Raw genomic sequence first — 20,586 nt, forward strand, 5'->3', positions numbered from 1 at the left:
CGCTTCGCACGGGTAGCTCGGCGTGGCTCGCGACGGGCTACGATCATCACGACATGAGCCGTCAGGACTCCGGCACCCGCCGTGCCACGATCTCGGACGTCGCCCGTGAGGCAGGCGTCTCACCGTCGACCGCTTCCGTGGTGTTCAGCGGCAAGACGCCCGTGTCGGATGCGACCCGGCGCCGCGTGCTCGACGCGGCAGCCGGCCTCGGCTACACCGGTCCGGATCCCCGAGCCGCGTCACTGCGTCGCGGGCGCTCGGGCATCGTCGGCGTGGTCTTCGAGGAGCATCTGCGCACGGCGTTCCTCGACCCCGTGAAGACGCTGATGATGGACGGCCTCGCCGACGCCGTCACGCCGATCGGCGCCGGGCTCCTCCTGCTCCGCGACCACGAGCCGACCGGTGTCGGGCCCTCGCTCACGACTGCGCCCCTCGACGCGGCCGTGCTCATCGGCTGCAGCGGGCTGCTGCGCGAGTCACTCGAGATGGTCAAGGCGCGCGGCATCCCGGTCGTCGTCATCGAGGGCGATGCCGGCGAAGGTGTTCCTCGCATCGGCCTCGACAACCGCGAGGCGCAGCGCCAGGCGGCCAGTCACCTGCGGGCCCTCGGGCACCGCGAGGTCGCCGTCGTCGCGCTGCCGGTGCGTGCGGGGTGGGAGCGCGGCTGGATCGACGACGGCGCGGCGATCGCGGTGGACGTCACGCGCGAGCGGCTCGCCGGTGCTCTGGACGTCTTCCCGGATGCCTCGACCTACGCGGCCGCCGGCAGCTTCATCGACGAGGGGCACGCGGCCGGCCGCGAGATCTTCGCCGACCCGGAGCGTCGGCCCACCGCCGTCATCGCGCAGAGCGATCTGCTCGCCGCCGGCGTGATCCGCGCGGCCGAGGAGGCGGGCCTGCGGGTGCCCGAGGATGTGAGCGTCACCGGCTTCGACGGCATCGTCGTCGACGGCCTCGCCCCTTACGAGCTCACGACCCTCGTGCAGCCGGCGACCGACAAGGGCCGCGCCGCGGGGGAGGCGGTCGCCGCGATGCTCGAGGGCGCCCCAGCTGCCTCGATCCGCTTCACCTGCACGTTCCGCGAGGGCAACACCACGGGTCCGGTCGCTCCCGGGCGCTGACCCGCCGTAAGGGAGCCGCGACGCCCCGATCGGTCGTTGAGCGAGCGAGGGACGAGCGAGACGAAACGCCCTTCACCCGGCGCAGCAGCGAGGCGGGGCGCGATCGGCGTGGCTGGAGGCCTAGGAGCGCTGAGGGCCGAGCCGCAGCGTCGACGACCCGAAGTCGGCGATCGTGTAGCGGCCGCAGGAGATGAGTTCGGCATCCTGGATCGAGGCGCCGCCGGGCAGCTCGAAGGGCGGGGACTGCGCGTCGGTCACCAGGAACGACACCTCCCCGACGGCGAAGTCGTCGCGGTTCACGAGCCAGGCGTAGCCGCGTAGCCGGTGGTCGACCTGCACCAGCGCACGCGGGTCGGCGAGGTGGGTCTTGGGGAGGCGGATCGTCCAGAACTGGCCGGCGCCCGTGCGCCCCGACTGCTCGGTCCAGTCCACGACGCACGCCAGGTCGGTGTCGGGTGCGTGCGCGGCGGCGGAGATGCGTGGCACTCCGATGCCGACGGCGGCCACGAGTGCGACCGCCGCGGCGCCGGCAGCCAGCACAGCTCCCCATCCGCCCGCACGACGGGCTCGGGTCGGCTCCGGTGTCGTCGACGACGCGACAGCATCCGGTGCGGGGCGCCACAGGAGCTCCGGCAGCACGACGAGCCCGAGGAGCGGCGCGAACACCACGGGCTGCAGATAGCGCGCCGCGTGGGTGCCGAGCGCGATGGCCCCCACCACGACGAGCAGCGGCACGACCCAGCCGCACGCCGCCACGAAGGCGGCGCCCACCGCACGCCGCTCGCCGTCGGTGGGTCGAGCGGAGCCTCCGGCGGCATCGGCTCCATCGCGCCGTCGCGCGAGCAGGATGGTTGCGGCGACGCTCCAGCTCCACAGCACCACGACGGCGACGACGGATGCCGCCCCCCACGTCGCGCTCCACCGTTCCGCGAGCAGCGCCCCGTAGTACTGGAGTGACGCGAGCCACTGCGCCGGATCGATGTAGCCGGCGCCGGTGTTCGCGATGAGCTGCGTCTGTCCGAGCACGAGGTCCAGCGGCATCCGTCCGACGTACCCGACGAGGGAGCCGGCGATGAGGGCACCGGCCAGCCACAGCGCCACACGCTCCCGCACGGCGACGACGCCGAGCACGAGCGCCACCGGCACCGTCACCCACGCCGCGAACAGCGGGTTGGTGAGCACGGATGCCGCAGCCACCGCCGCGATGCCCCCCACCGCTGCCCACGGCACTCGCCTCGACGTTCGGGGGTCGCGCGGCGTGGCTTCGGCCGCGGGGTTGCCGCGTGTCGTGACACCCGAAGCGGGGTCGGCGGCGGTGTGCGAGGTTCGGGGGTCGCGCTGCGTGGCTTCGGCCGTGGCGCTACCGCGTGTCGTGACACCCGAAGCCCGCGGTGCGCACGCGGACGTGCCGCGGTCGAGGGCGCGCCGGACGAGGCCGATCGCCAGCACCGCACCGATCACGGTCGCGCTGTAGTACGTCGTGGTCGTGAGGAGAGAGGCGAGCTCGAGCGCATCGCGCGACGGCGACGACTCCGACGCGGCGAAGAGGGCGAAGCCGCCGAGCCCGGTGAGGGCGCCGGCGATCGGCGCGCGTGCTCGGGCGACCGAGCCGGCCGCGACGCGCAGCGCGCCGTAGAGCGCCACCACGTTGACGACGCCGGCGAGGGCGAGCGTGCCGTTCGTGCCGAGCCCGAGCAGCGACAGCAGCCGGAGCATCGCGATCTCGGGTAGGAACAGCACCGACGACATGGCCCAGTCCTGCGGCTGCACGGCGGCGAGCGAGTGGATCACCAGCGTGGTGACGAGCGAGTCGGCGTCGCGGAACAGCAGTTCCGAGCGAGCGGATGCCGCCACCACAGCCACCACCGCGATGGCGACCGCGACCGCCACCGCGACGCCGAGCAGCTCGCGCGCCCAGCCAGGCAGCCCGCGCACTTCCCGCGCATCGGGCACGGTGTTGTCGGCCACCGCCTCACTCTGCCACGCGGGTCGACCGCAGACCGAGCGGCGCGGCATCCCTCCCCGTCCTCAACTGAGGAATGGAGCCGAGGTGAGGAGCAACGCGCCGGACGACCCCCCTCATCTCGGCCCATCTCCTCAAACGAGGACGGCATCCCTCCCCGTCCTCGACTGAGGAATGGAGCCGAGGTGAGGAGCAACGCGCCGGACGACGGCCCTCATCTCGGCGAATCTCCTCAAACGAGGATGCAGCGGCACGCCGACGTGCCGCACGCGCGACGGATGTATGCCGCGGCGGTCAAGCCCCGGAATGCGCCGGGTAGGATGGTTCCGACACCCCGATCGCCTGGGCTTTGTGCTGTCCACCTTCGACAGACGCAGGCCGACGACCACGAGGAGGCCTGAATGCTCCTCATGCTCGGCGCGTTCGCGGTCGTCCCGATCCTGCTGCCCTGGCTCGTGGCCCGCATCGGCGCTCGAGCGTTCTACGTCGCCGCGGTCCTTCCGATCGCAGGCTTCGTGCATGCAGCCGTACTCACGCCGCGCATCGTCGCGGGGGACATTCCGTTCGAGACATACGCCTGGATCCCGCCGCTCGGCATCGACCTGTCGATGCGCATGGACACGCTCTCGTGGCTCATGACGCTGGTGGTCACCGGCGTCGGGGCGCTCGTGATGATCTACTGCCGCTGGTACTTCCGCGGCAAGACCGAGAACCTCGGCCAGTTCGCCGCGGTGCTCCTCGCCTTCGCCGGCGCGATGTACGGGCTCGTCCTCACCGACGACCTCGTCGTGCTCGTGATGTTCTGGGAGGTCACCAGCGTGCTGTCGTACCTGCTCATCGGGTACTACAACAAGCGCGCGGCGAGCCGTCGTGCGGCGCTGCAGGCGCTCCTCGTCACCACGCTCGGCGGACTCGTCATGCTGATCGGCGTGGTGCTGCTCGTGGTCGATGCGGGCACATCGAGCATCTCGACGATCCTGGCCGAGGCGCCCACCGGTCCGGTCGTCGACGCCGCTCTCGTGCTGATCCTCGTCGGCGCCTTGAGTAAGTCGGCGATCTTCCCGTTCCATTTCTGGCTGCCCGGCGCCATGGCCGCGCCGACACCGGTGAGCGCCTACCTGCACGCGGCCGCCATGGTGAAGGCGGGCATCTACCTCATCGCCCGCCTCGCCCCGGTCTTCGCGATCGCCCCCACCTGGCGACCGATCGTGGTGGGGCTCGGCGTCTTCACGATGCTGCTCGGCGGCTTCCAGGCACTCCGCGAGACCGACCTCAAGCGCGTGCTCGCGTTCGGCACGGTGAGTCAGCTCGGCATGCTGACCGTGGTGCTCGGGTACGGGACCAGGGATGCCGCCCTCGCAGGTCTGGCGCTCCTGCTCAGTCATGCGCTCTTCAAGTCGGCGCTGTTCCTCGTGGTCGGCGTCATCGACCGCCAGCTCTCCACCCGCGACCTGACCGAGCTGTCGGGTGTCGGACGCCAGGCGCCGGTGCTCACCACGTTCTCGATCATCGCCGTCGCCTCGATGGTCGGCATCATCCCGACCATCGGGTTCGTCGCCAAGGAGGGTGCGCTTGCGGCGCTCCTGCACGAGGCGCTCGGCGGCGCGGTGTGGGGCATCGTGGCTCTCGTCGGCATCGCGCTGGGCTCGGTGCTCACCGCGGGGTACGGCATCCGTTTCGTGTGGGGCGCGTTCGCGAACAAGCGCAAGCCGGACGGCGACCGTATGCCCGATACGGAATGGCCCGACCCGCCCATCGGGTTCCTCGTGGCGCCGATCGTGCTGGCCGGCCTCACTGCAGTCGCCGGTGTCGCGGCCCCGTGGCTCGACAAGGTCTTCACCCCGTACGCCGATCAGGCCCCCGCCGCGACCGCCGGCGTGACCGCTCCCGAGCACCCCGCGCATCTGCTCGTCTGGCACGGCTTCGAGGCGGCGCTGTGGATCTCGCTGGCCTCCATCGCGCTGGGGGTGCTCGTCTTCTGGGCGACCCGCGGCTGGCGTCCCGTCAAGCGGCTGCTGCCCTTCACCGCCGCCGAGGCCTACAACGGCGCGCTCCGCGGGATCGCGCGCCTCTCGGTCCTGACGACCAGCCTCACCCAGCGTGGTTCGCTGCCCGTGTACGTCGGCACGATCTTCGTCGTCTTCGTCGCGGCCGAGGGCACGGCGCTGATCGCGAGCAACGAGTGGCGCGCACAGCTCGACGCCTTCCATACGCCGACGCAGCTGTTCGTCGCACCGCTCATGATCGCCGCCGGACTCATCGCGATCCGGGCCCGCAAGCGCTACACCGGCGTCGTGCTCGTCTCGGTCACGGGGCTCGGCATGGTGCTCCTCTTCGCGACGAGCGGCGCGCCCGACCTCGCGCTCACGCAGATCCTCGTCGAGACCGTGACGCTCGTCGCCTTCGCGCTCGTGCTGCGCCGGATCCCCTCGCGGCTGGGCGAGCACAACGCCTCGGTCTGGCCCGTCGCCCGCGCCGTGCTCGGTGCGGCCGTCGGCGTCACCATGGCACTCGTCGCGATCGTCGCCACCGGGGCGCGGGTCGAGAAGCCGATCTCGGAGCGCTTCCCCGAGCTGGCCTACGAGCTCGGGCACGGGAAGAACGTCGTCAACGTCGCGCTCGTCGACCTGCGCGGCTGGGACACGATGGGCGAGCTGTCGGTGCTGATCCTGGCGGCGACAGGTGTGGCATCCCTCGTGTTCGTCACCCACCGGGCCGACACGCTGTCGCGGTTCATCCAGCCGCTGCCCTCGGGCGCGACGCGGGCCCGCCGCCCGCTCGTCGAGACGTCGGACGGCCTCAAGCAGCGGGGCGACGAGCGCGGCAGCGGGCGCATGGCGTGGCTGGTCGGCGGCCAGCGGGTGCGGCCCGAGAACCGCTCGATCATGCTCGAGGTGATCGTGCGGATCCTGTTCCACACGATCATCATCGTGTCGCTGTACCTGCTCTTCGCCGGCCACAACCTGCCGGGCGGCGGCTTCGCGGGCGGCCTCGTGGCGGGCATGGCTCTCGTCATGCGGTACGTCGCGGGCGGCCGCTACGAGCTCGGCGCCGCGGCGCCCACCGACGCCGGACGCCTGCTCGGCGCCGGCATGACCATCGCGGTCGCCTGCGCGGTGGTGCCGGTGTTCTTCGGGCTGCCGCCGCTGTCGAGCGTCTTCTTCGAGACCACGCTGCCGGTATTGGGCCATGTCGAGTTCGTGACCTCGACCATCTTCGACGTCGGCGTCTACCTCGTCGTGATCGGTCTGGTGCTCGACGTGCTGCGCAGCCTCGGCGCGGAGGTCGACCGTCAGGCGCAGGAAGCCCGCGAGCAGCAGGGGGTGAGCGTCTCGTGAACGTCTCGCTCATCCTCATCATCGTGATGGCCGTGCTGTTCGCATGCGGCGTGTACGCGATGCTCGAACGCAGTCTCACCCGCGTGCTCATCGGTTTCCTGCTGCTCGGCAACGCGGCGAACCTGCTGCTGCTCATCGTGATGGGGGAGCCGGGTGTCGCGCCGTTCTTCGGCGCGGCATCCGTCGAAGAGATGTCGGACCCGCTGCCGCAGGCCCTCACGCTCACCGCCATCGTCATCACGTTCGCCGTCTCGGCGTTCCTGCTCGCCCTCATCTACCGCTCGTGGCAGCTCGGCCAGGCCGACACGGTGGTCGACGACGTCGCCGACCTCGAGGTGCGCGAGCGCGGCCCCGAGGACGAGGACACGATGGATGAGGAGACCGAGATCGAGCACACGGACGACGACGCCACGACCGACTTCGTGGGCACCGACACCGCTCCGATCATCATCCTCGGCACACGCCACTTCGCCGGGCTCCGCGACGACGCCCCGGTCGACCGCCCCGAGCAGGGCCCTCGCGGTGGCACCGACGAGCGCGAGCGGGGTGATGACGCATGACGCAGATCGCCCCCGCCCTCGTTCCGCTGCTCGTGACGCTGCCGCTGCTCGGCGCCGCCATCGCCCTCATCGCCGGACGCCACCGCAAGACGCAGGTCGCCGTCTCGGTGGTGACCCTCACCGCGGTGCTCGTGATCGCGGCGGTCCTGCTGTACGTCGTCGACGCGGGCGACGAGCCGATCGCGGTCTCGGTCGGCGGCTGGCCCATCCCCTTCGGGATCGTGCTCTACGTCGACCGCCTCTCGGCGCTGCTCGTCGTCGTGTCCAGCATCGTGCTCCTCGCCGTCCTCCTCTTCTCGGTGGGCCAGGGCGCGGCGGACGGCGACGACGACACCCCGGTCTCGATCTTCCACCCGTCATACCTGATCCTGGGTGCGGGCATCTTCAACGCGTTCATCGCGGGCGACCTCTTCAACCTCTACGTCGGGTTCGAGATCCTGCTGGTCGCCTCCTATGTGCTGATCACCCTCGGCTCGACCGAGTCCCGCATCCGCACCGGCGTCGTGTACATCGTGGTGTCGCTGGTGTCGTCGATCCTGTTCCTCGCGGCGATCGCGATGATCTACGGGGCGCTGGGCACCGTGAACATGGTGCAGATCTCCGAGCGGATGGGCGAGCTGCCACAGGAGACGCAGCTGATCCTGCACCTCATGCTGCTGCTGGCTTTCAGCATCAAGGCGGCGGTATTCCCGCTCTCGTTCTGGCTTCCCGACTCGTACCCGACCGCCCCGGCGCCGGTGACCGCCGTGTTCGCGGGCCTGCTGACGAAGGTCGGGGTCTACGCGATCATCCGCACCGAGACCGAGCTGTTCCTGTACAACGACGTGAACCAGCTGCTCATGTGGGTGGCGCTCGCGACCATGATCGTCGGCGTGCTCGGAGCCGTCGCGCAGGCGGAGCTGAAGCGGATCCTCTCGTTCACCCTGGTCAGCCACATCGGCTACATGATCTTCGGGCTCGCGGTCGCGACCCCGGCGGCTATCGGGGCGACGATCTACTACATGATCCACCACATCGTGGTGCAGACGACCCTGTTCCTCGCCGTCGGACTCGTCGAGCGCCGCGCCGGCTCGACGTCGATCCTCCGCGTGAAGGGGCTGATGAAGGCGGCGCCGGTAATCGCCGTGCTCTACTTCATCCCCGCCGTGAACCTGGGCGGGCTGCCGCCGTTCTCCGGCTTCATCGGCAAGTTCGCGCTCTTCGATGCCGCCGCTCAGGTCGGCACGCCGATCATGATCGTGCTGATGGTGGGCGGCATCGTCACGAGCCTGCTGACGCTCTACGCCCTCATGCGCGCGTGGAACCTGTCGTTCTGGCGCGAAGAGGACGACTCGGCCGAGACCGAGGCCCGCATCTCGTACCTCGGCTCGGCGCCGGCGGCCGGCGTCGAGACCGAGCGCCGCGTCATCCCGAAGATCATGACCGCGGCGACGACCGGCATGGTCGCGATCACGGTCGCGCTCACGGTCTTCGCCGGACCGCTCTACGACGTGTGCACGCGCATCGGCGAGTCGCTGCTGCAGCCGGTGTCGCTCACGCAGCTGCAGGACGACCTGCAGGGTACGGAGAAGACGCCGTGAGCCCCGACCTGCCCCGGAACCGCCTGCACCGCGCGACACTGACCGTATGGCGGCAGCTGCCGTTCTTCGTCTGGCTCATCGCGCTCTGGATGCTGCTGTGGGGGCAGTTCACGTGGCTCGCCTTCCTCACCGGACTGATCGCGGCGGTCATCGTGACGCGCATCTTCCGCCTGCCGCCCGTCGAGCTCTCGGGTCGTGTGAACCTCTGGTGGGGTTTCGTCTTCGTGCTCGAGTTCCTCGTGGCGGTGGTGCGCGGCTCGCTCACGGTGGCGTGGCAGGTGCTCGACTTCCGCCGGCAGCCCGGCGCCGCGATCATCGCCGTGCAGCTGCGTACCGACGACGACCTGATCATGACGCACACCGCCGTGACGGCATCCCTCATCCCCGGCTCGCTGATCGTCGAGACCGATCGGGACCGCCGCATCGTGTACCTGCACGTGGTCGGCGTGCGCGACGACGCCGACGTCGAGAAGCAGCGTGCGAGCGTTCACTCCTGGGAGGCGCGCATCGTCCGTGCGGTGGGTTCGCGGGCGCAGCTGCGGGCCATTCGGGCGGATGCCGCAGCCCGGGGCCCTTCGACAAGCTCAGGGCCCCTGAAGAGCGGGGGGAGTGGGCGATGAACGTGCTGATGCTGGCGATCTACGTCGTCTTCGGCGTGGCGGCGCTCCTGACGCTGTGGCGGATCGTGATCGGGCCGTCGATCCTCGACCGGGCCGTGGCATCCGATGTGCTCCTCACCGAGGTGATGTGCGTGCTCGGGGCCGAGATGGCCATCAACCAGCACACGCGGACGCTCCCGGTGCTGCTGATCATCGCCGCCGTCGGCGTGTTCGGGTCGATCTCGATCGCGCGGTTCGTGGCGAGAAGGGATCAGGGACAGTGATGGATGCCGCGACCGCCCTCGACGCCGGGCTGAACGTCGCGTCGCTGATCCTCATCCTCATCGGCGCCGTGCTGTGCCTCACCGCCGCCATCGGACTGCTGCGGTTCCGCGACGTGCCGACCCGCCTGCACGCCGCGACCAAGCCCCAGGTGCTGGGGCTGATCCTCATCTGTCTCGCGGTCGCGCTGTCGCTGCGATCGTGGCCGGTGGTGGCGTTCCTCGTGCCGATCGTGCTCATCCAGCTCGCGACGGCGCCGCTCTCGGCGCACATGGTCGGGCGTCAGGCGTACCGCAACGGCACGATGGACCACACGGCGCTTCACGTCGACGAGCTCGCGGATTCCAAGCAGACTCCGCCCGCCGCCGGCGGCTGAGGCGGGAGCTGAGGCCAGGGACCCGAGGCGCTGTCAGCTCGGGGTGGTCCGGGGGCGGCGAGCCCAGGTGGGCGCCTTCTCGGGCCGGGGGCCGACGCCGATGATGAACGCGGGGATGACGGTCAGTCCGGGCAGGCGACGGAGGAGGCGGATCAGCCGGCGCGGCGGCGTGACACCCCCACCGCTGAGCGCGGGCATGATGAGCCGGGCGTGGATGAAGCGCTGCAGCGCCTGAATCAGGACCGTGGGCGGCGTCCGCCGGCGCTGCACCCGCGCGAGCACGCGCTCGCCGTCGCGAGCCGACACGCGGAACGTGCCGCGACGCAGCGGGTTCGCGAGGATGCGGGCCGTGGCGACGGCATCCTGCACGGCGAGGTTGATGCCGACGCCGCCGACGGGCGACATCGCGTGTGCGGCGTCGCCGATGCAGAGCACACCGGGCGCGTGCCAGCGGCGCAGGCGATCGAGGCGTACGTCGAGGTGCTTGACGTCGTCCATGGATGCGATGCCGCCGACGTCTCCGGCGAGTTCGGGGAGGAGCTGCGCGGTGTCGGCCCGGAATACGTCGACTCCTCGGCGACGGACGGCGGCGTCGGTGCCCTTGTGCCCCAGGGCCGCGACCTGCACGTAGCCCTTGCGGGGGATCGCGATGGCGACGCGACCCTTGCCGATGCGAGGCAGCAGGGACTCGCCGAGCGGCTTCGCGGTGTTCACGCGGTACCACCAGACATCGAAGCCGACCCGGAGCTGCCGCGCCGGCAGGCCGACGGACCGACGGACGACCGACCAGCGGCCGTCGCACGCGACCGTGAGGTCGGCGAGGAGCCGGCCGTCACCCTCCGGTGACGAGTACTCCACGCCGACCACACGATCGCCGTTGCGGATGACACCGGTCACCTCGTGTTCGGTGCGCAGGGTGAACGACGGCTCGGCGGCGGCGGCATCCGCGATGAGGTCGAGCAGGTCCCATTGCGGCACCATCGCGATATACGGATGCCGCACCCGCAGGCGCGAGAAGTCGGCCATCTGCATGTCTTGCCCCGCGGGCCCGGGAAGGACGACCCGGCTGATCCGCGAATGGGGCAGCGCGTCGAACCGGTCGAACAGACCGAGGTCGTCGAGCAGGCCGAGCGTGGTCGGATGGACCGTGTCGCCGCGGAAGTCGCGGAGGAAGTCGGCGTGCTTCTCCAGCACCGTGACCCTCACTCCCGCCCGGGCGAGCAGGAGGCCGAGCACGAGGCCGGCGGGGCCACCTCCCACGATGGCGCACGTCGTCCGCGTCGACCCGTCTGCATCGGGATCGGCGGTCATGTCGGCATCCGTCTCAGCACCGGTCGGGTCTCCACCTTCGACGCCTCCTCGAGTCCGCGTGCTCCGCCGAGCACCATCCGCACCCAGGGTACGACCGCCGCGTCCCCGAACGGCTAGCCGCGTTCGACCGGCAGCCAGAGCTCCGTGGTCGCCGTGCTGAAGTCGTCGGCGCGCTCGAGGATGGCCACGATCGAGGGCCCCGGTCGCAGCCGCCACGGGTTGGACGGGAACCAGTCGGCGGCGGTCGCGGCCCAGGTGGACTGCAGGGCCGCCGGGTACGGGCCGGAGGTGCGGAAGACCGCCCAGCTTCCGGCCGGCACCTCTATCACGTCGAGATCGTCGGGCACGGTGGTCCCCTCGCTGACGGCGACGCCGTGCAGATAGGTCAGGTGGCTGCCCTCGGTGTAGTCCGGGTCGACGTCGGCGCTCACCTGCAGCAGACCGGCCGGCTCGGCGTTGCCCAGCGTCTTGAGGCGGAGATGCTCCTCGGCGGGAATCGAGGCTATGTGCGCCTGGATGTGCGGGTTGACGCCCTCGTGGATGAGCGGCACGCGGGCGGCGTGGCCGACGAGCCGGAGGTCGGGGAGGTCGGCGATACGGGTGTCCATAGGTGTGTTCCCTTCTACGGTCAGGCGGAACCTGAGCTGCGGTTGCGTACGAAGGGGACCGCCGTCCCGGCGCACGTCGCCGGGGCCGACGCCGTGCACCGCCCGGAAGGCTCGACCGAATGCCTCGGTGGAGCTGTAGCCGTAGCGGACCGCGATTCCGAGCAGGTCATCGCCGCCGACGACATCGGCCGCCGCGACGGACATGCGCCGTCGCCGGATGTACTCCGACAGGGGCATCCCGGCCAGCGACGAGAACATCCGACGGACGTGGTACTCGGTCGTGCCGAGCCTCGCCGCCAGGCCGGCGATGTCGATGTCGTCGGCGAGGTGGTCCTCGACGTCCTCGACGATGCGGTTGAGAATCGCGATCACGGTTCCTCCTTCGACATCCAGCCTGGCCGTCGGTGGCAATCCGCACCCTACTATCGCGGTCCGATTCGATCGGCGGCGCACCTCGCGATCGATCCACCCGCGCTCGCCGCGGGCTCAGGCGTTTCGTCTCGCTCGCTAGCGCTCGTCCCTCGACGACCGGGACCTGTCCCTCGGTCGTGGGCGTCGTTCGCTCGACGACCGGGACCTTTACCTCGGTCGTTGGCGTCGCTCGCTCGACGACCGGGACCTGTCCCTCGGTCGTGGGCGTCGCTCGCTCGACGACGGGGACCTTTACCTCGGTCGTGGGCGTCGTTCGCTCGACGACGGGGACCTTTACCTCGGTCGTTGAGCGAGCGAGGAACGAGCGAGACGAAACGTCCTGCACCCCTGCGGGGAAGGGCGGCTCGTCGAGGCGCGTCAGGGCATGAGCACCAGGGTGTCGGTGGCGGCGGCGTCGACCGCCTTCGACGAGAACGCCCACGGCGTCAGCTCGGCCTTCTGCCATGACTCGACCTGGTCGGTGTAGTTCGTGTGGAAGGCGTGGCCGCTCTGGCCGGTGAGCTGGTTCCAGCGCGAGTCGTCGAAGTCCGAGAGGTCGACGATCATGCGCATCGACGGCACGGTGACGGTCTCGAAGCCCTGCCCGAGGTCCCAGCCGGTCGCGTTGACCACTGACGAGCCGCCGCCGACCGGGAAGGGTCCGCGGTTGAAGAGCCATTCGATCGGCGCGATGCCCGACTCGCCGAAGCTCTCGTTGGTCAGGGGCAGCGCGTGCAGCGAGCCCCAGTTCCATCGCGAGTGGTTGTCTCCCTGCTCGTCGACGAGCCGCTCGTACGCGTCGATCGCCGAGCGCTTGAGCATGTCGGCCATGCCCGATACACCCAGTTCCTCGTTGGTCCACCACGGCGATGCGTCGTCCTCGAGCAGCGCGTCCACGACGAGGAACAGCCGGCCCTGGCCGCTCAGCGGCGCCGGGTTCTCGCGTCCGTCGACGAAGATGTTCTCGACCAGGGTGTCCCACAGCACGTTCGCGTAGGCGGCGGCTGCCGAGTCGGCGTTGTTCTGGGCATCCCATTCCTGCAGCAGGTCGAGTGCGGCATCCGTCTCGTCGTCGCCGGTCGTGATCTCGGAGTAGGCCGCCGTCAGACGCATGCCGATGAAGGAATAGTTGTCGGCCTGGATGGCGTTCAGGTCGTCGGCCGTGACCGGCCCCTTCGCGATCGCACGCTGGATCAGCTCGTCGATGCGTGCGGCGCGCCAGCCGTAGTCCCAGTCGGTCGTGAGGCCGTACCGGTAGTCGGCGGCGACGATCGCGTTGTTGGCCGTGACGATGTAGCCCTCGGTGGGGTTGTAAGACACCGGGAGCTCTTCGAACGGGATGAAGCCCTGCCACGCGTACGTCGAGTCCCAGCCGGGCTGCGGCATCGAGCCGTCGCCGGCACCGCGGATCGGCAGCTTTCCGGGCGTCTGGTACCCGATGTTGCCGTCCACGTCGGCGTAGATGAGGTTCTGCGCGGGCACGTCGAACAGGGCGGCAGCGCCGCGGAAGTCGTCGAAGTCCTGCGCGGTGTTGAGCGCGAAGATGGCGGATGCCGTCGTCCCGGGCTCCAGGGCGGTCCAGCGCAGGCTCACCGCATAGTCGCCCGCCGGTGCATCGGTCGGAGCGACGACCGTGCCCCCGGTGCCGATGTAGGGGTTCTCGGCGATGGCGGTGAAGTCGTCGGTGAGGCCTGAGACGATCGGGCCGTTCGCCGTGGAGCGCACCTCGAGCTCGACATCCTCGCCACCGGCGACCTTGAACGTCTCGGTGTGCGTCTCGAGCGGCACGAGCGCGCCGTCGTACCAGTACGAGTCGCCGTCGACCTTCTCGAGGTAGAGGTCGGTGACGTCGGTGGTCAGGTTCGTGAAGCCCCAGGCGATGCGCGCGTTGTGGCCGATGACGACGCCCGGCAGGCCCGAGAAGCCGAAGCCGGCGACGTCGAAGGGGCATTCCTCGGTGACCGTCGAGCACTTCAGCTGGATCTGGTGCCAGACGCTCGGGAGCGAGGCGCCGAGGTGCGGGTCGTTCGCGAGGAGCGGCATCCCGGTCTCGGTCACGCTGCCCGACACGACCCACGAGTTCGAGCCGATGCCCTCGCCGGCGTCGCCGACCAGCTCGCTCACCGCGTCGATGACGGTGTCGGCCCGGGTCCACTCGATGGCGGCGGTGGGGGCATCCGTGTCGCCCGAAGCGTCGCCTGCCGTGTCGCCCTCGGGCTCGCCCTCCGTGCCCTCAGCGCCCTCGCCCTCCGCGGGGAGGTCGGGGGCCGTCCCGACGGCGGGCACGGTCGAGATCTTGGGTACGATGACGGGGTTCCGGTCGAAGGGGTACCCCGGATACAGACCGTCGATCTGCGCCTCGGTGAAGCCCGGGGCGAGGACCGCCCGCTCCGTCTCGTTCTCGATGTTGCTGCGGAGGTCCCAGGCCATCGCCTTCAGCCACGCGACCGAGTCGGCGGGGGTCCACGGCTCGATCACGTAGTCCGGGTTCTGCAGACCCAGCACAGCGTACTCGAAGGAAGCGTCGGCGCCCGGGTTCTCGGCGAGGTAGGCGTTCACGCCGTCGGCGTAGGCGTCGTAATAGGCACGCGCGATCGGGTCGAGCGCTTCGACCTCCTGCTCGGCGGTCGCGTGCCAGCCGAGGGTGCGCAGGAACTTGTCGGTCCCGAGCTGCGATTCGCCGAACAGCTCCGACAGACGGCCGCTCGTCACGTGACGGCGGAAGTCCATCTCCCAGAAGCGGTCCTGCGCCTGGACGTATCCCTGCGCGAAGAAGAGGTCGCGCGAAGAGTCCGCGGTGATGGTCGGGATGCCGAGCACATCGCGCTGCACCGTCACCTGTGCATCGAGGCCCGGCACCTTGACCTCGCCGCTGAGCTGCGGGAACGAGCGCTGCGCGGTGAACGCCACGAAGCCGACGGCGATGAGGGCGAGCACGACGATGCCGGCGACGATGCTGAACAGGGTGATGCCGACCGTCCGCCCGACGGATCGACGGGGAGCGGTGTCGTCGACGGCGTAGGGCGATGGCTGGGGCTTCGGCATTGAAGGGCTTTCCGAGCGAGGGTGGGGGAGAGACGCGGTGCCAGGCACCGCGGGATCGGGTCCCTGCGTTCGGGGGGCACAGGCACCGCTCCGCATGCTAACCCCGACTCGCAGGTTGTGCCGAATCGTGTTCGCTTTTCGGCGCGCGGCCGGCCGCTTGTCGCATCGAGGTGATGCCGGCCTCCGCGGCGTGAGAGCCGAGGGTCAGCCGATGACGCTGGGCTGCAGGTCGCGGAGCGTGCGGAAGTGGGTCATGCGGGTCACTCCGATCGCCGCGACGAGCCCCGCGCCGACGAGCCACGCGAGCAGCACGGCCAGGTCGAGCCATACCCGGTCGGCGTTGCCGCCGTACATGACCTGCCGCATCGCGTCGACGACGTAGCCCATCGGCAGCACGTGGTGCAGCGCCGCCAGCGGCGCCGGCAGCGTCTGCCAGGGGAACGTGCCGCCCGCGGTCACGAGCTGGAGCACCATCAGCACGAGTCCGAGGAACTGCCCGACCGAGCCCAGCCAGACGTTGAGGGCGAGCACGATGGCCGCGTACGCCGCGCTGGCGAGCACGAGGATGCCGAGCGTCGCCAGCGGATGCGCGAACGAGAAGCCTAGCGCGAGGGCGAGCACGCCGAAGAGCCCGAGCATCTGCAGCCCGCCCAGGAGAGCCGGGGTCGCCCACCCGGCGAGCGTGATGCGGATCGGGGAGTGGAGCGCCGTGACGGCACGCTTGGAGACCGGCTTGACGATGAGGAAGAGCGCGTAGATGCCGATCCACCCCGCGAGGGCGGCGAAGAACGGCGCGAGGCCGGCACCGTAGTTCTGCGCCTGCGTGAGCGACGTCCGCTCGATCTGGACCGGAGCCGCCAGCGTGTCGGCCTGCGCCTGGCGGACGCCGGCGTCGAACGAGGGCAGCTGGGCGGCGCCGTCGGCGAGTCCGTCGCGCAGGCGGGTCGCGCCGTCTTCGAGCTGAGTCAGGCCGCCGTCGAGTGCTGCGGCGCCGCCCTGTACCTGCGCCGCGCCGTCCGCGGCGGTCGCCGTGCCGGTGGCGAGGGTGGCAGTACCCGTGGCGACGGTCGCGGCGCCCGCCGACACCTGCTGGGCGCCGTCGTCGAGCCGATCGATCTCCGCCACCGCGCCCTGCACCCGCTCATCGACCGCGGTGAGCCGCGTACCCACGGGGTCGAGCTTGGCGAGCACCTCGTCGATCCGCGTCTGGTCGAGCCCGGCCTCGGTGAGGGCCGTCGAGATGTCGTCGCGCACCTGCGGCAGCGCCGATGCCGCGTCGGCGGAGGCGGTGCCGATCCGATCGGCGATCGCGTCGAGCTGCGCGGTCCCCTCTGCCACCTGGGCGGCGCCGTCGGCCACCTGACCGGCACCCGTCGAGAGCTGCGCGGCGCCGTCGCGCAGCTGCGCGATCCCCTCGGCGAGCTGTGACGCGCCGACGGTGAGCTGTGACGCGCCGTCGCCGGCCTGCGCGAGACCGTCGACCAGCTGCGTGGCGCCGGTGGCGGCATCCGTCAACTGGATGCGGATGGTGTCGAGGGCATCGAGCATCGTGAGACCCGCTTCGGCGACGACCTTCTCGGTGATCGTGGTCTGGATGCGCTCGACCGCCTGCGTGCCGATCGTCGAGGCGAGGTAGTTGTTGGCGTCGCTGGTGTGCAAGACGATGTCGGCGGTGCGTGGCTCGCCGGAGGTGATGGACGCGATGGATGCCGTGAAGTCGGCGGGCAGTTCGATCGCGAAGTCGTAGGCGCCCTCGTCGAGGCCCGCGTCCGCCTCGTCGGCCGTCGCGAGGTGCCAGTCGAACGTGCCGTCCTCGATGAGCTCCTGGGCGACCTCGTCGCCGAGGTTGCGGTCTGTGCCGTTGAGCGGGGCGCCGGTGTCGGCGACGACGAGCGCGACCGGCACCTGGTCGAGCTGGCCGTACGGGTCGCGGTTCGCCCAGAGGTACAGGCCGCCGTAGAGGATCGGCACCACCATCAGCGCGATGAGGGCGATGAGCGACATGCGCGTCGAGGTCAGCCGCCGGAGCTCGGCGAGGATCATCTGCGGGACCTTCATGCCGCGACGACCTTCGTGCGAGTAGTGAGGCGGCGCAGTCGCGGACGACCGTTCACCGGGGTTGTCGGGTGCCGGGGCTTTCCTGTCGTTGAGCGAGGGAGCGCCAGCGACCGAGACGAAACGCCCTGAGTGTGCGGGACGGTCCGAGGCGTTTCGTCTCTGCGTTTCGGCTCGCAAGGTCGCTCAACGACCGCGTTCTTCGCTCGCTCAACGACCGGGGGGAGAAACACCGGGGCTGGAGCGACCGGGGAAGCAACGACGGACTGCGAGGCCTGGCCGGCGATCACGAGCACGGCGAGGTCGCGGGCGGCGAAGTCCTCGGCGATCGCCCACCACGCGGCGGGCTCGCCGCCGTGGCGGTCGGGTGAGACGAGCACGAAGCCTTCGACGCCCTTGCGCAGCACGGCGAGCTCGCAGAGCGCGCGCACGCGGTCGGCGGGCTCGACGTTCGAGACGGGGAGGGATGCCGCATCTCCGAGTCCCTGCTCCTCCAGCCAGCGCCGCACGGCGAGAGGGTCCGAGCGGCGGCCCGCGAACATGAGCTCCTCTGCGGCCACGCCGGCGAGCGTGACGTTCGGCTCGGGCTCCGAGATCCCGGGGGCGTCGACCAGGGCGACCCGGCGGCGGAGGGCCGAGGAGTCCGTCCGCCCGTCGACGGCGACGCGTCCGGTGTCGGGCCGCATGCGCCCCGAGGCGATGAGCCCGAGCACCGTGGGCCGCTGCTCGGTCTCGGCAGCGACCAGGGCGGCGCGGCCGGACTCGAAGACGGCGGACGTCAGCGGCAGTGCGTGCTCGCGACGGCCTTTGCCGACCGCGTCGAGTTCGACCTTCACGCGCCCGGAGCCTCGGGGGTCGCCGCGGTGGCGGGGACCAGCACGTCGGGGTGGGCCTCGAGCAGCGCCGCCGCCTCGCGCCAAGAGAGGCCGGCGATGCTGAGCACCGACCGCACCGCGAGGTCGCGGGCGGCGGGGGACGAGGCATCCATCCGGGTGATCACGGTGCGCGCGGTCTCTTCGACGAGCCGCGCGAGCGTCGGGGCGGCGACGTCGGTACGCAGCACCTCGGCCTCCTGGCCCTCGCGGACCATGCGCACCACCGTGCGGCGCAGCGGGGCCAGAGCGGTCGCCGTCTCTTCGAGGTGGGCCTCGTCGAGGGCGATCGCCGCGAGCACCTGGACGTGCGACGCCTCGGTCCAGAGGGCCGCGGCCAGCCGTGCCAGTGCCACGCGCGGGTCTGCGTCGTCGACCGTCGCGGCAATGGCGTTGAACCGCTGCGCACCCTGCGTCACGAGCTCGCGGACCAGTGCGTCGCGGTCGTCGAAGTGCCCGTACAGCGCTCGCCGCGACAGTCCCGCCTGCCGGGCGATCGCGTCGACCGACGCACGCGGGTCGTGGGCGAGAGCGACGAGTGCCGCAGCCAGGATGCCGGCGCGGTTCTCCAGGGCGTCGCGCCGCGGCCGGCGCGCGGCATCGATCCGTGAATCCATGCCTATAGGTTAGATATCTTGCACAGAGCTGTGCAAGTTATCAAACAAACGCACGGCCAAGGTCCAGGTATCGCAGCTTTTCGAGGCCTGGAACCGGCGATGTCCGGACCGCGGACCGGGCGGAAGCGTCGTCGCGTGCGGGAAGGCTGGACCGACCGCATACCGCGGGTTCGGGTGCTCTGCGGTCCAGGTATCGCGGCTTTTCAACGCGCGAAACCGGCGATGTCCGGACCGAGGGGTCCCCGCAACCCCTGTCTGCTGTGGTCGCCGGAGAGAACGGGCCGCTCAGGTGCGCGGTTCAGTCCGTGCCGGAGTCGAACGCGGATGCCTCGTTCGCGGCATCCGTCGCCTCTGCGAGCTCTTCCTGCTCGGCGCTGAAATCCTCGGCGCGCTCGGTGATCTCGCCCGCCTCACCCTGCGTGAGGTGGCCGACGAGCTCGCCGGTCGTGCCGCCGATGATGCCGGCCGCGGCGTAGTGCTCGAGGCGCACGCGCGAGTCGGCGATGTCGAGGTTGCGCATGGTGAGCTGGCCGATGCGGTCGGTGGGGCCGAACGCGGCGTCTCCGACGCGCTCCATCGACAGCTTGTCGGGGTGGTACGACAGGCGCGGGGCGGAGGTGTCGAGGATGGTGTAGTCCTCGCCGCGGCGCAGGCGCAGGGTCACCGTGCCGGTGATCGTCGATCCCACCCACTTCTGGATGGACTCGCGCAGCATGAGCGACTGCGGCTCGAGCCAGCGACCCTCGTACATCAGGCGGCCGAGGCGGCGGCCCTGCTCGTGGTAGGTCGCGAGGGTGTCCTCGTTCAGGATGCCGTTGACCAGGCGCTCGTACGCGGTGAAGAGCAGCGCCATGCCGGGGGCCTCGTAGATGCCGCGCGACTTGGCCTCGATGATGCGGTTCTCGATCTGGTCGCTCATGCCGAGGCCGTGGCGGCCGCCGATGCGGTTCGCCTCGAACACGAGCGCGACCGGATCGGGGTACTCGACGCCGTTCAGCGCGACCGGCCGGCCGGCCTCGAAGGTGACCGTGACGTCCTCGGTCTCGATCTCGACCGACGGGTCCCAGAACCGCACGCCCATGATCGGCTCGACGATCTCGAGCGACACGTTCAGGTGCTCGAGGGTCTTGGCCTCGTGCGTGGCGCCCCAGATGTTCGCGTCGGTCGAATACGCCTTCTCGGCGGAGTCGCGGTAGGGGAACCCGTGCTCGACGAGCCACTCGCTCATCTCCTGGCGGCCGCCGAGCTCGGTCACGAAGTCGGCGTCGAGCCACGGCTTGTAGATGCGCAGGGCGGGGTTGGCCAGCAGGCCGTAGCGGTAGAACCGCTCGATGTCGTTGCCCTTGTAGGTGGAGCCGTCGCCCCAGATGTCGACGCCGTCCTCCTTCATGGCGCGCACGAGCAGGGTGCCGGTGACGGCGCGGCCGATCGGCGTCGTGTTGAAGTAGGTGCGCCCGCCGGAGCGGATGTGGAACGCGCCGCACGCGAGGGCGCCGAAGCCCTCCTCGACGAGCGCGGGCTTGCAGTCGACCAGACGCGCGACCTCTGCGCCGTACTCGAGTGCGCGGCTGGGGATCGCGTCGATGTCGTCTTCGTCGGGCTGACCGAGGTCACCGGTGTAGGTGCAGGGGATCGCCCCCTTGTCGCGCATCCACGCGACCGCGACGGAGGTGTCAAGGCCCCCTGAGAAGGCGATGCCGACGCGCTCGCCGACGGGCAGGGACTGAAGGACCTTCGACATGGTCCCTAAGTCTAGTTTGGGATGCGGCGCAGCCCCGGCTCGGCATTCTCCTGTCACACCGGTACCACCAGCAACACTGGCGGGCCGGCTTCGCGCCTGGCTAGGCT

The 20,586-nt window shown here is 70.7% G+C and carries 15 protein-coding genes; 7 read left to right on the forward strand and 8 right to left on the reverse strand.

From position 1 onward, the window contains the following. Nucleotides 1-53: 53 nt before the first annotated feature. Complete coding sequence (locus tag B2K11_RS02060; RefSeq protein WP_163616339.1) at nt 54-1,121, forward strand: LacI family DNA-binding transcriptional regulator; 1,068 nt, start codon at nt 54-56, stop codon at nt 1,119-1,121. A gap of 120 nt (nt 1,122-1,241) precedes the next feature. On the opposite strand, the gene B2K11_RS02065 is transcribed toward B2K11_RS02060, so the two are convergent. After that, complete coding sequence (locus tag B2K11_RS02065) at nt 1,242-3,089, reverse strand: hypothetical protein (protein WP_239525592.1); 1,848 nt, start codon at nt 3,087-3,089, stop codon at nt 1,242-1,244. A 396-nt stretch (nt 3,090-3,485) separates the two neighbouring features. Here B2K11_RS02065 and B2K11_RS02070 point away from each other — a divergent pair, with 396 nt between their 5' ends. Genes B2K11_RS02070 through mnhG form a run of 6 tightly spaced genes read left to right on the forward strand, consistent with a single transcriptional unit; the run spans nt 3,486 to nt 9,819 of the window. Further along, a complete protein-coding gene (locus tag B2K11_RS02070; protein WP_163616341.1) occupies nt 3,486-6,422 on the forward strand; it encodes a Na+/H+ antiporter subunit A in 2,937 nt (978 codons plus the stop codon). Further along, entirely contained in the window at nt 6,419-6,982 is a 564-nt protein-coding gene (locus tag B2K11_RS02075) for a Na(+)/H(+) antiporter subunit C (protein ID WP_163616343.1), read from the forward strand. Before B2K11_RS02070 ends, B2K11_RS02075 begins: the two co-directional genes overlap by 4 nt. Further along, on the forward strand, nt 6,979-8,562 hold the full coding sequence (locus tag B2K11_RS02080; RefSeq protein ID WP_163616345.1) for a Na+/H+ antiporter subunit D: 1,584 nt from the start codon (nt 6,979-6,981) through the stop codon (nt 8,560-8,562). The genes B2K11_RS02075 and B2K11_RS02080 overlap by 4 nt, the downstream gene beginning before the upstream one ends. Further along, a complete protein-coding gene (locus tag B2K11_RS02085; RefSeq protein WP_163616347.1) occupies nt 8,559-9,182 on the forward strand; it encodes a Na+/H+ antiporter subunit E in 624 nt (207 codons plus the stop codon). Before B2K11_RS02080 ends, B2K11_RS02085 begins: the two co-directional genes overlap by 4 nt. After that, entirely contained in the window at nt 9,179-9,445 is a 267-nt protein-coding gene (locus B2K11_RS02090; RefSeq protein ID WP_163616349.1) for a monovalent cation/H+ antiporter complex subunit F, read from the forward strand. The genes B2K11_RS02085 and B2K11_RS02090 overlap by 4 nt, the downstream gene beginning before the upstream one ends. Continuing rightward, on the forward strand, nt 9,445-9,819 hold the full coding sequence (mnhG, locus tag B2K11_RS02095; RefSeq protein ID WP_163616350.1) for a monovalent cation/H(+) antiporter subunit G: 375 nt from the start codon (nt 9,445-9,447) through the stop codon (nt 9,817-9,819). The genes B2K11_RS02090 and mnhG overlap by 1 nt, the downstream gene beginning before the upstream one ends. A gap of 33 nt (nt 9,820-9,852) precedes the next feature. On the opposite strand, the gene B2K11_RS02100 is transcribed toward mnhG, so the two are convergent. The 7 genes from B2K11_RS02100 to argG all read right to left on the reverse strand — a co-directional run bounded on the left by B2K11_RS02100 (nt 9,853) and on the right by argG (nt 20,479). Then, nucleotides 9,853-11,130 carry an FAD-dependent oxidoreductase gene (locus B2K11_RS02100; protein WP_163616352.1) on the reverse strand — a complete coding sequence of 426 codons (1,278 nt, stop codon included), beginning with the start codon at nt 11,128-11,130 and terminating at the stop codon, nt 9,853-9,855. Nucleotides 11,131-11,243: 113 nt separating this feature from the next. Beyond that, entirely contained in the window at nt 11,244-12,110 is an 867-nt protein-coding gene (locus tag B2K11_RS02105; RefSeq protein ID WP_163616354.1) for an AraC family transcriptional regulator, read from the reverse strand. A 417-nt stretch (nt 12,111-12,527) separates the two neighbouring features. Beyond that, on the reverse strand, nt 12,528-15,194 hold the full coding sequence (locus B2K11_RS02110; RefSeq protein ID WP_163616356.1) for a penicillin acylase family protein: 2,667 nt from the start codon (nt 15,192-15,194) through the stop codon (nt 12,528-12,530). Between the two features lie 204 nt (nt 15,195-15,398). Beyond that, nucleotides 15,399-17,252, reverse strand: coding sequence for a YhgE/Pip domain-containing protein (locus B2K11_RS02115; protein WP_163616358.1), 1,854 nt, complete (start codon nt 17,250-17,252; stop codon nt 15,399-15,401). Beyond that, complete coding sequence (locus tag B2K11_RS02120) at nt 17,249-18,085, reverse strand: hypothetical protein (RefSeq protein WP_239525593.1); 837 nt, start codon at nt 18,083-18,085, stop codon at nt 17,249-17,251. Before B2K11_RS02120 ends, B2K11_RS02115 begins: the two co-directional genes overlap by 4 nt. Next, nucleotides 18,082-18,738 (reverse strand): helix-turn-helix domain-containing protein, encoded by a 657-nt coding sequence (locus B2K11_RS02125; RefSeq protein ID WP_163616359.1) that lies wholly within the window; start codon nt 18,736-18,738, stop codon nt 18,082-18,084. The genes B2K11_RS02120 and B2K11_RS02125 overlap by 4 nt, the downstream gene beginning before the upstream one ends. A gap of 298 nt (nt 18,739-19,036) precedes the next feature. Further along, nucleotides 19,037-20,479 carry an argininosuccinate synthase gene (argG, locus tag B2K11_RS02130; protein WP_163616361.1) on the reverse strand — a complete coding sequence of 481 codons (1,443 nt, stop codon included), beginning with the start codon at nt 20,477-20,479 and terminating at the stop codon, nt 19,037-19,039. Nucleotides 20,480-20,586: the final 107 nt, after the last annotated feature.

It is taken from the genome of Microbacterium sp. B35-30, from assembly GCF_010634855.1.
In the GTDB taxonomy this organism is placed as follows: domain Bacteria; phylum Actinomycetota; class Actinomycetes; order Actinomycetales; family Microbacteriaceae; genus Microbacterium.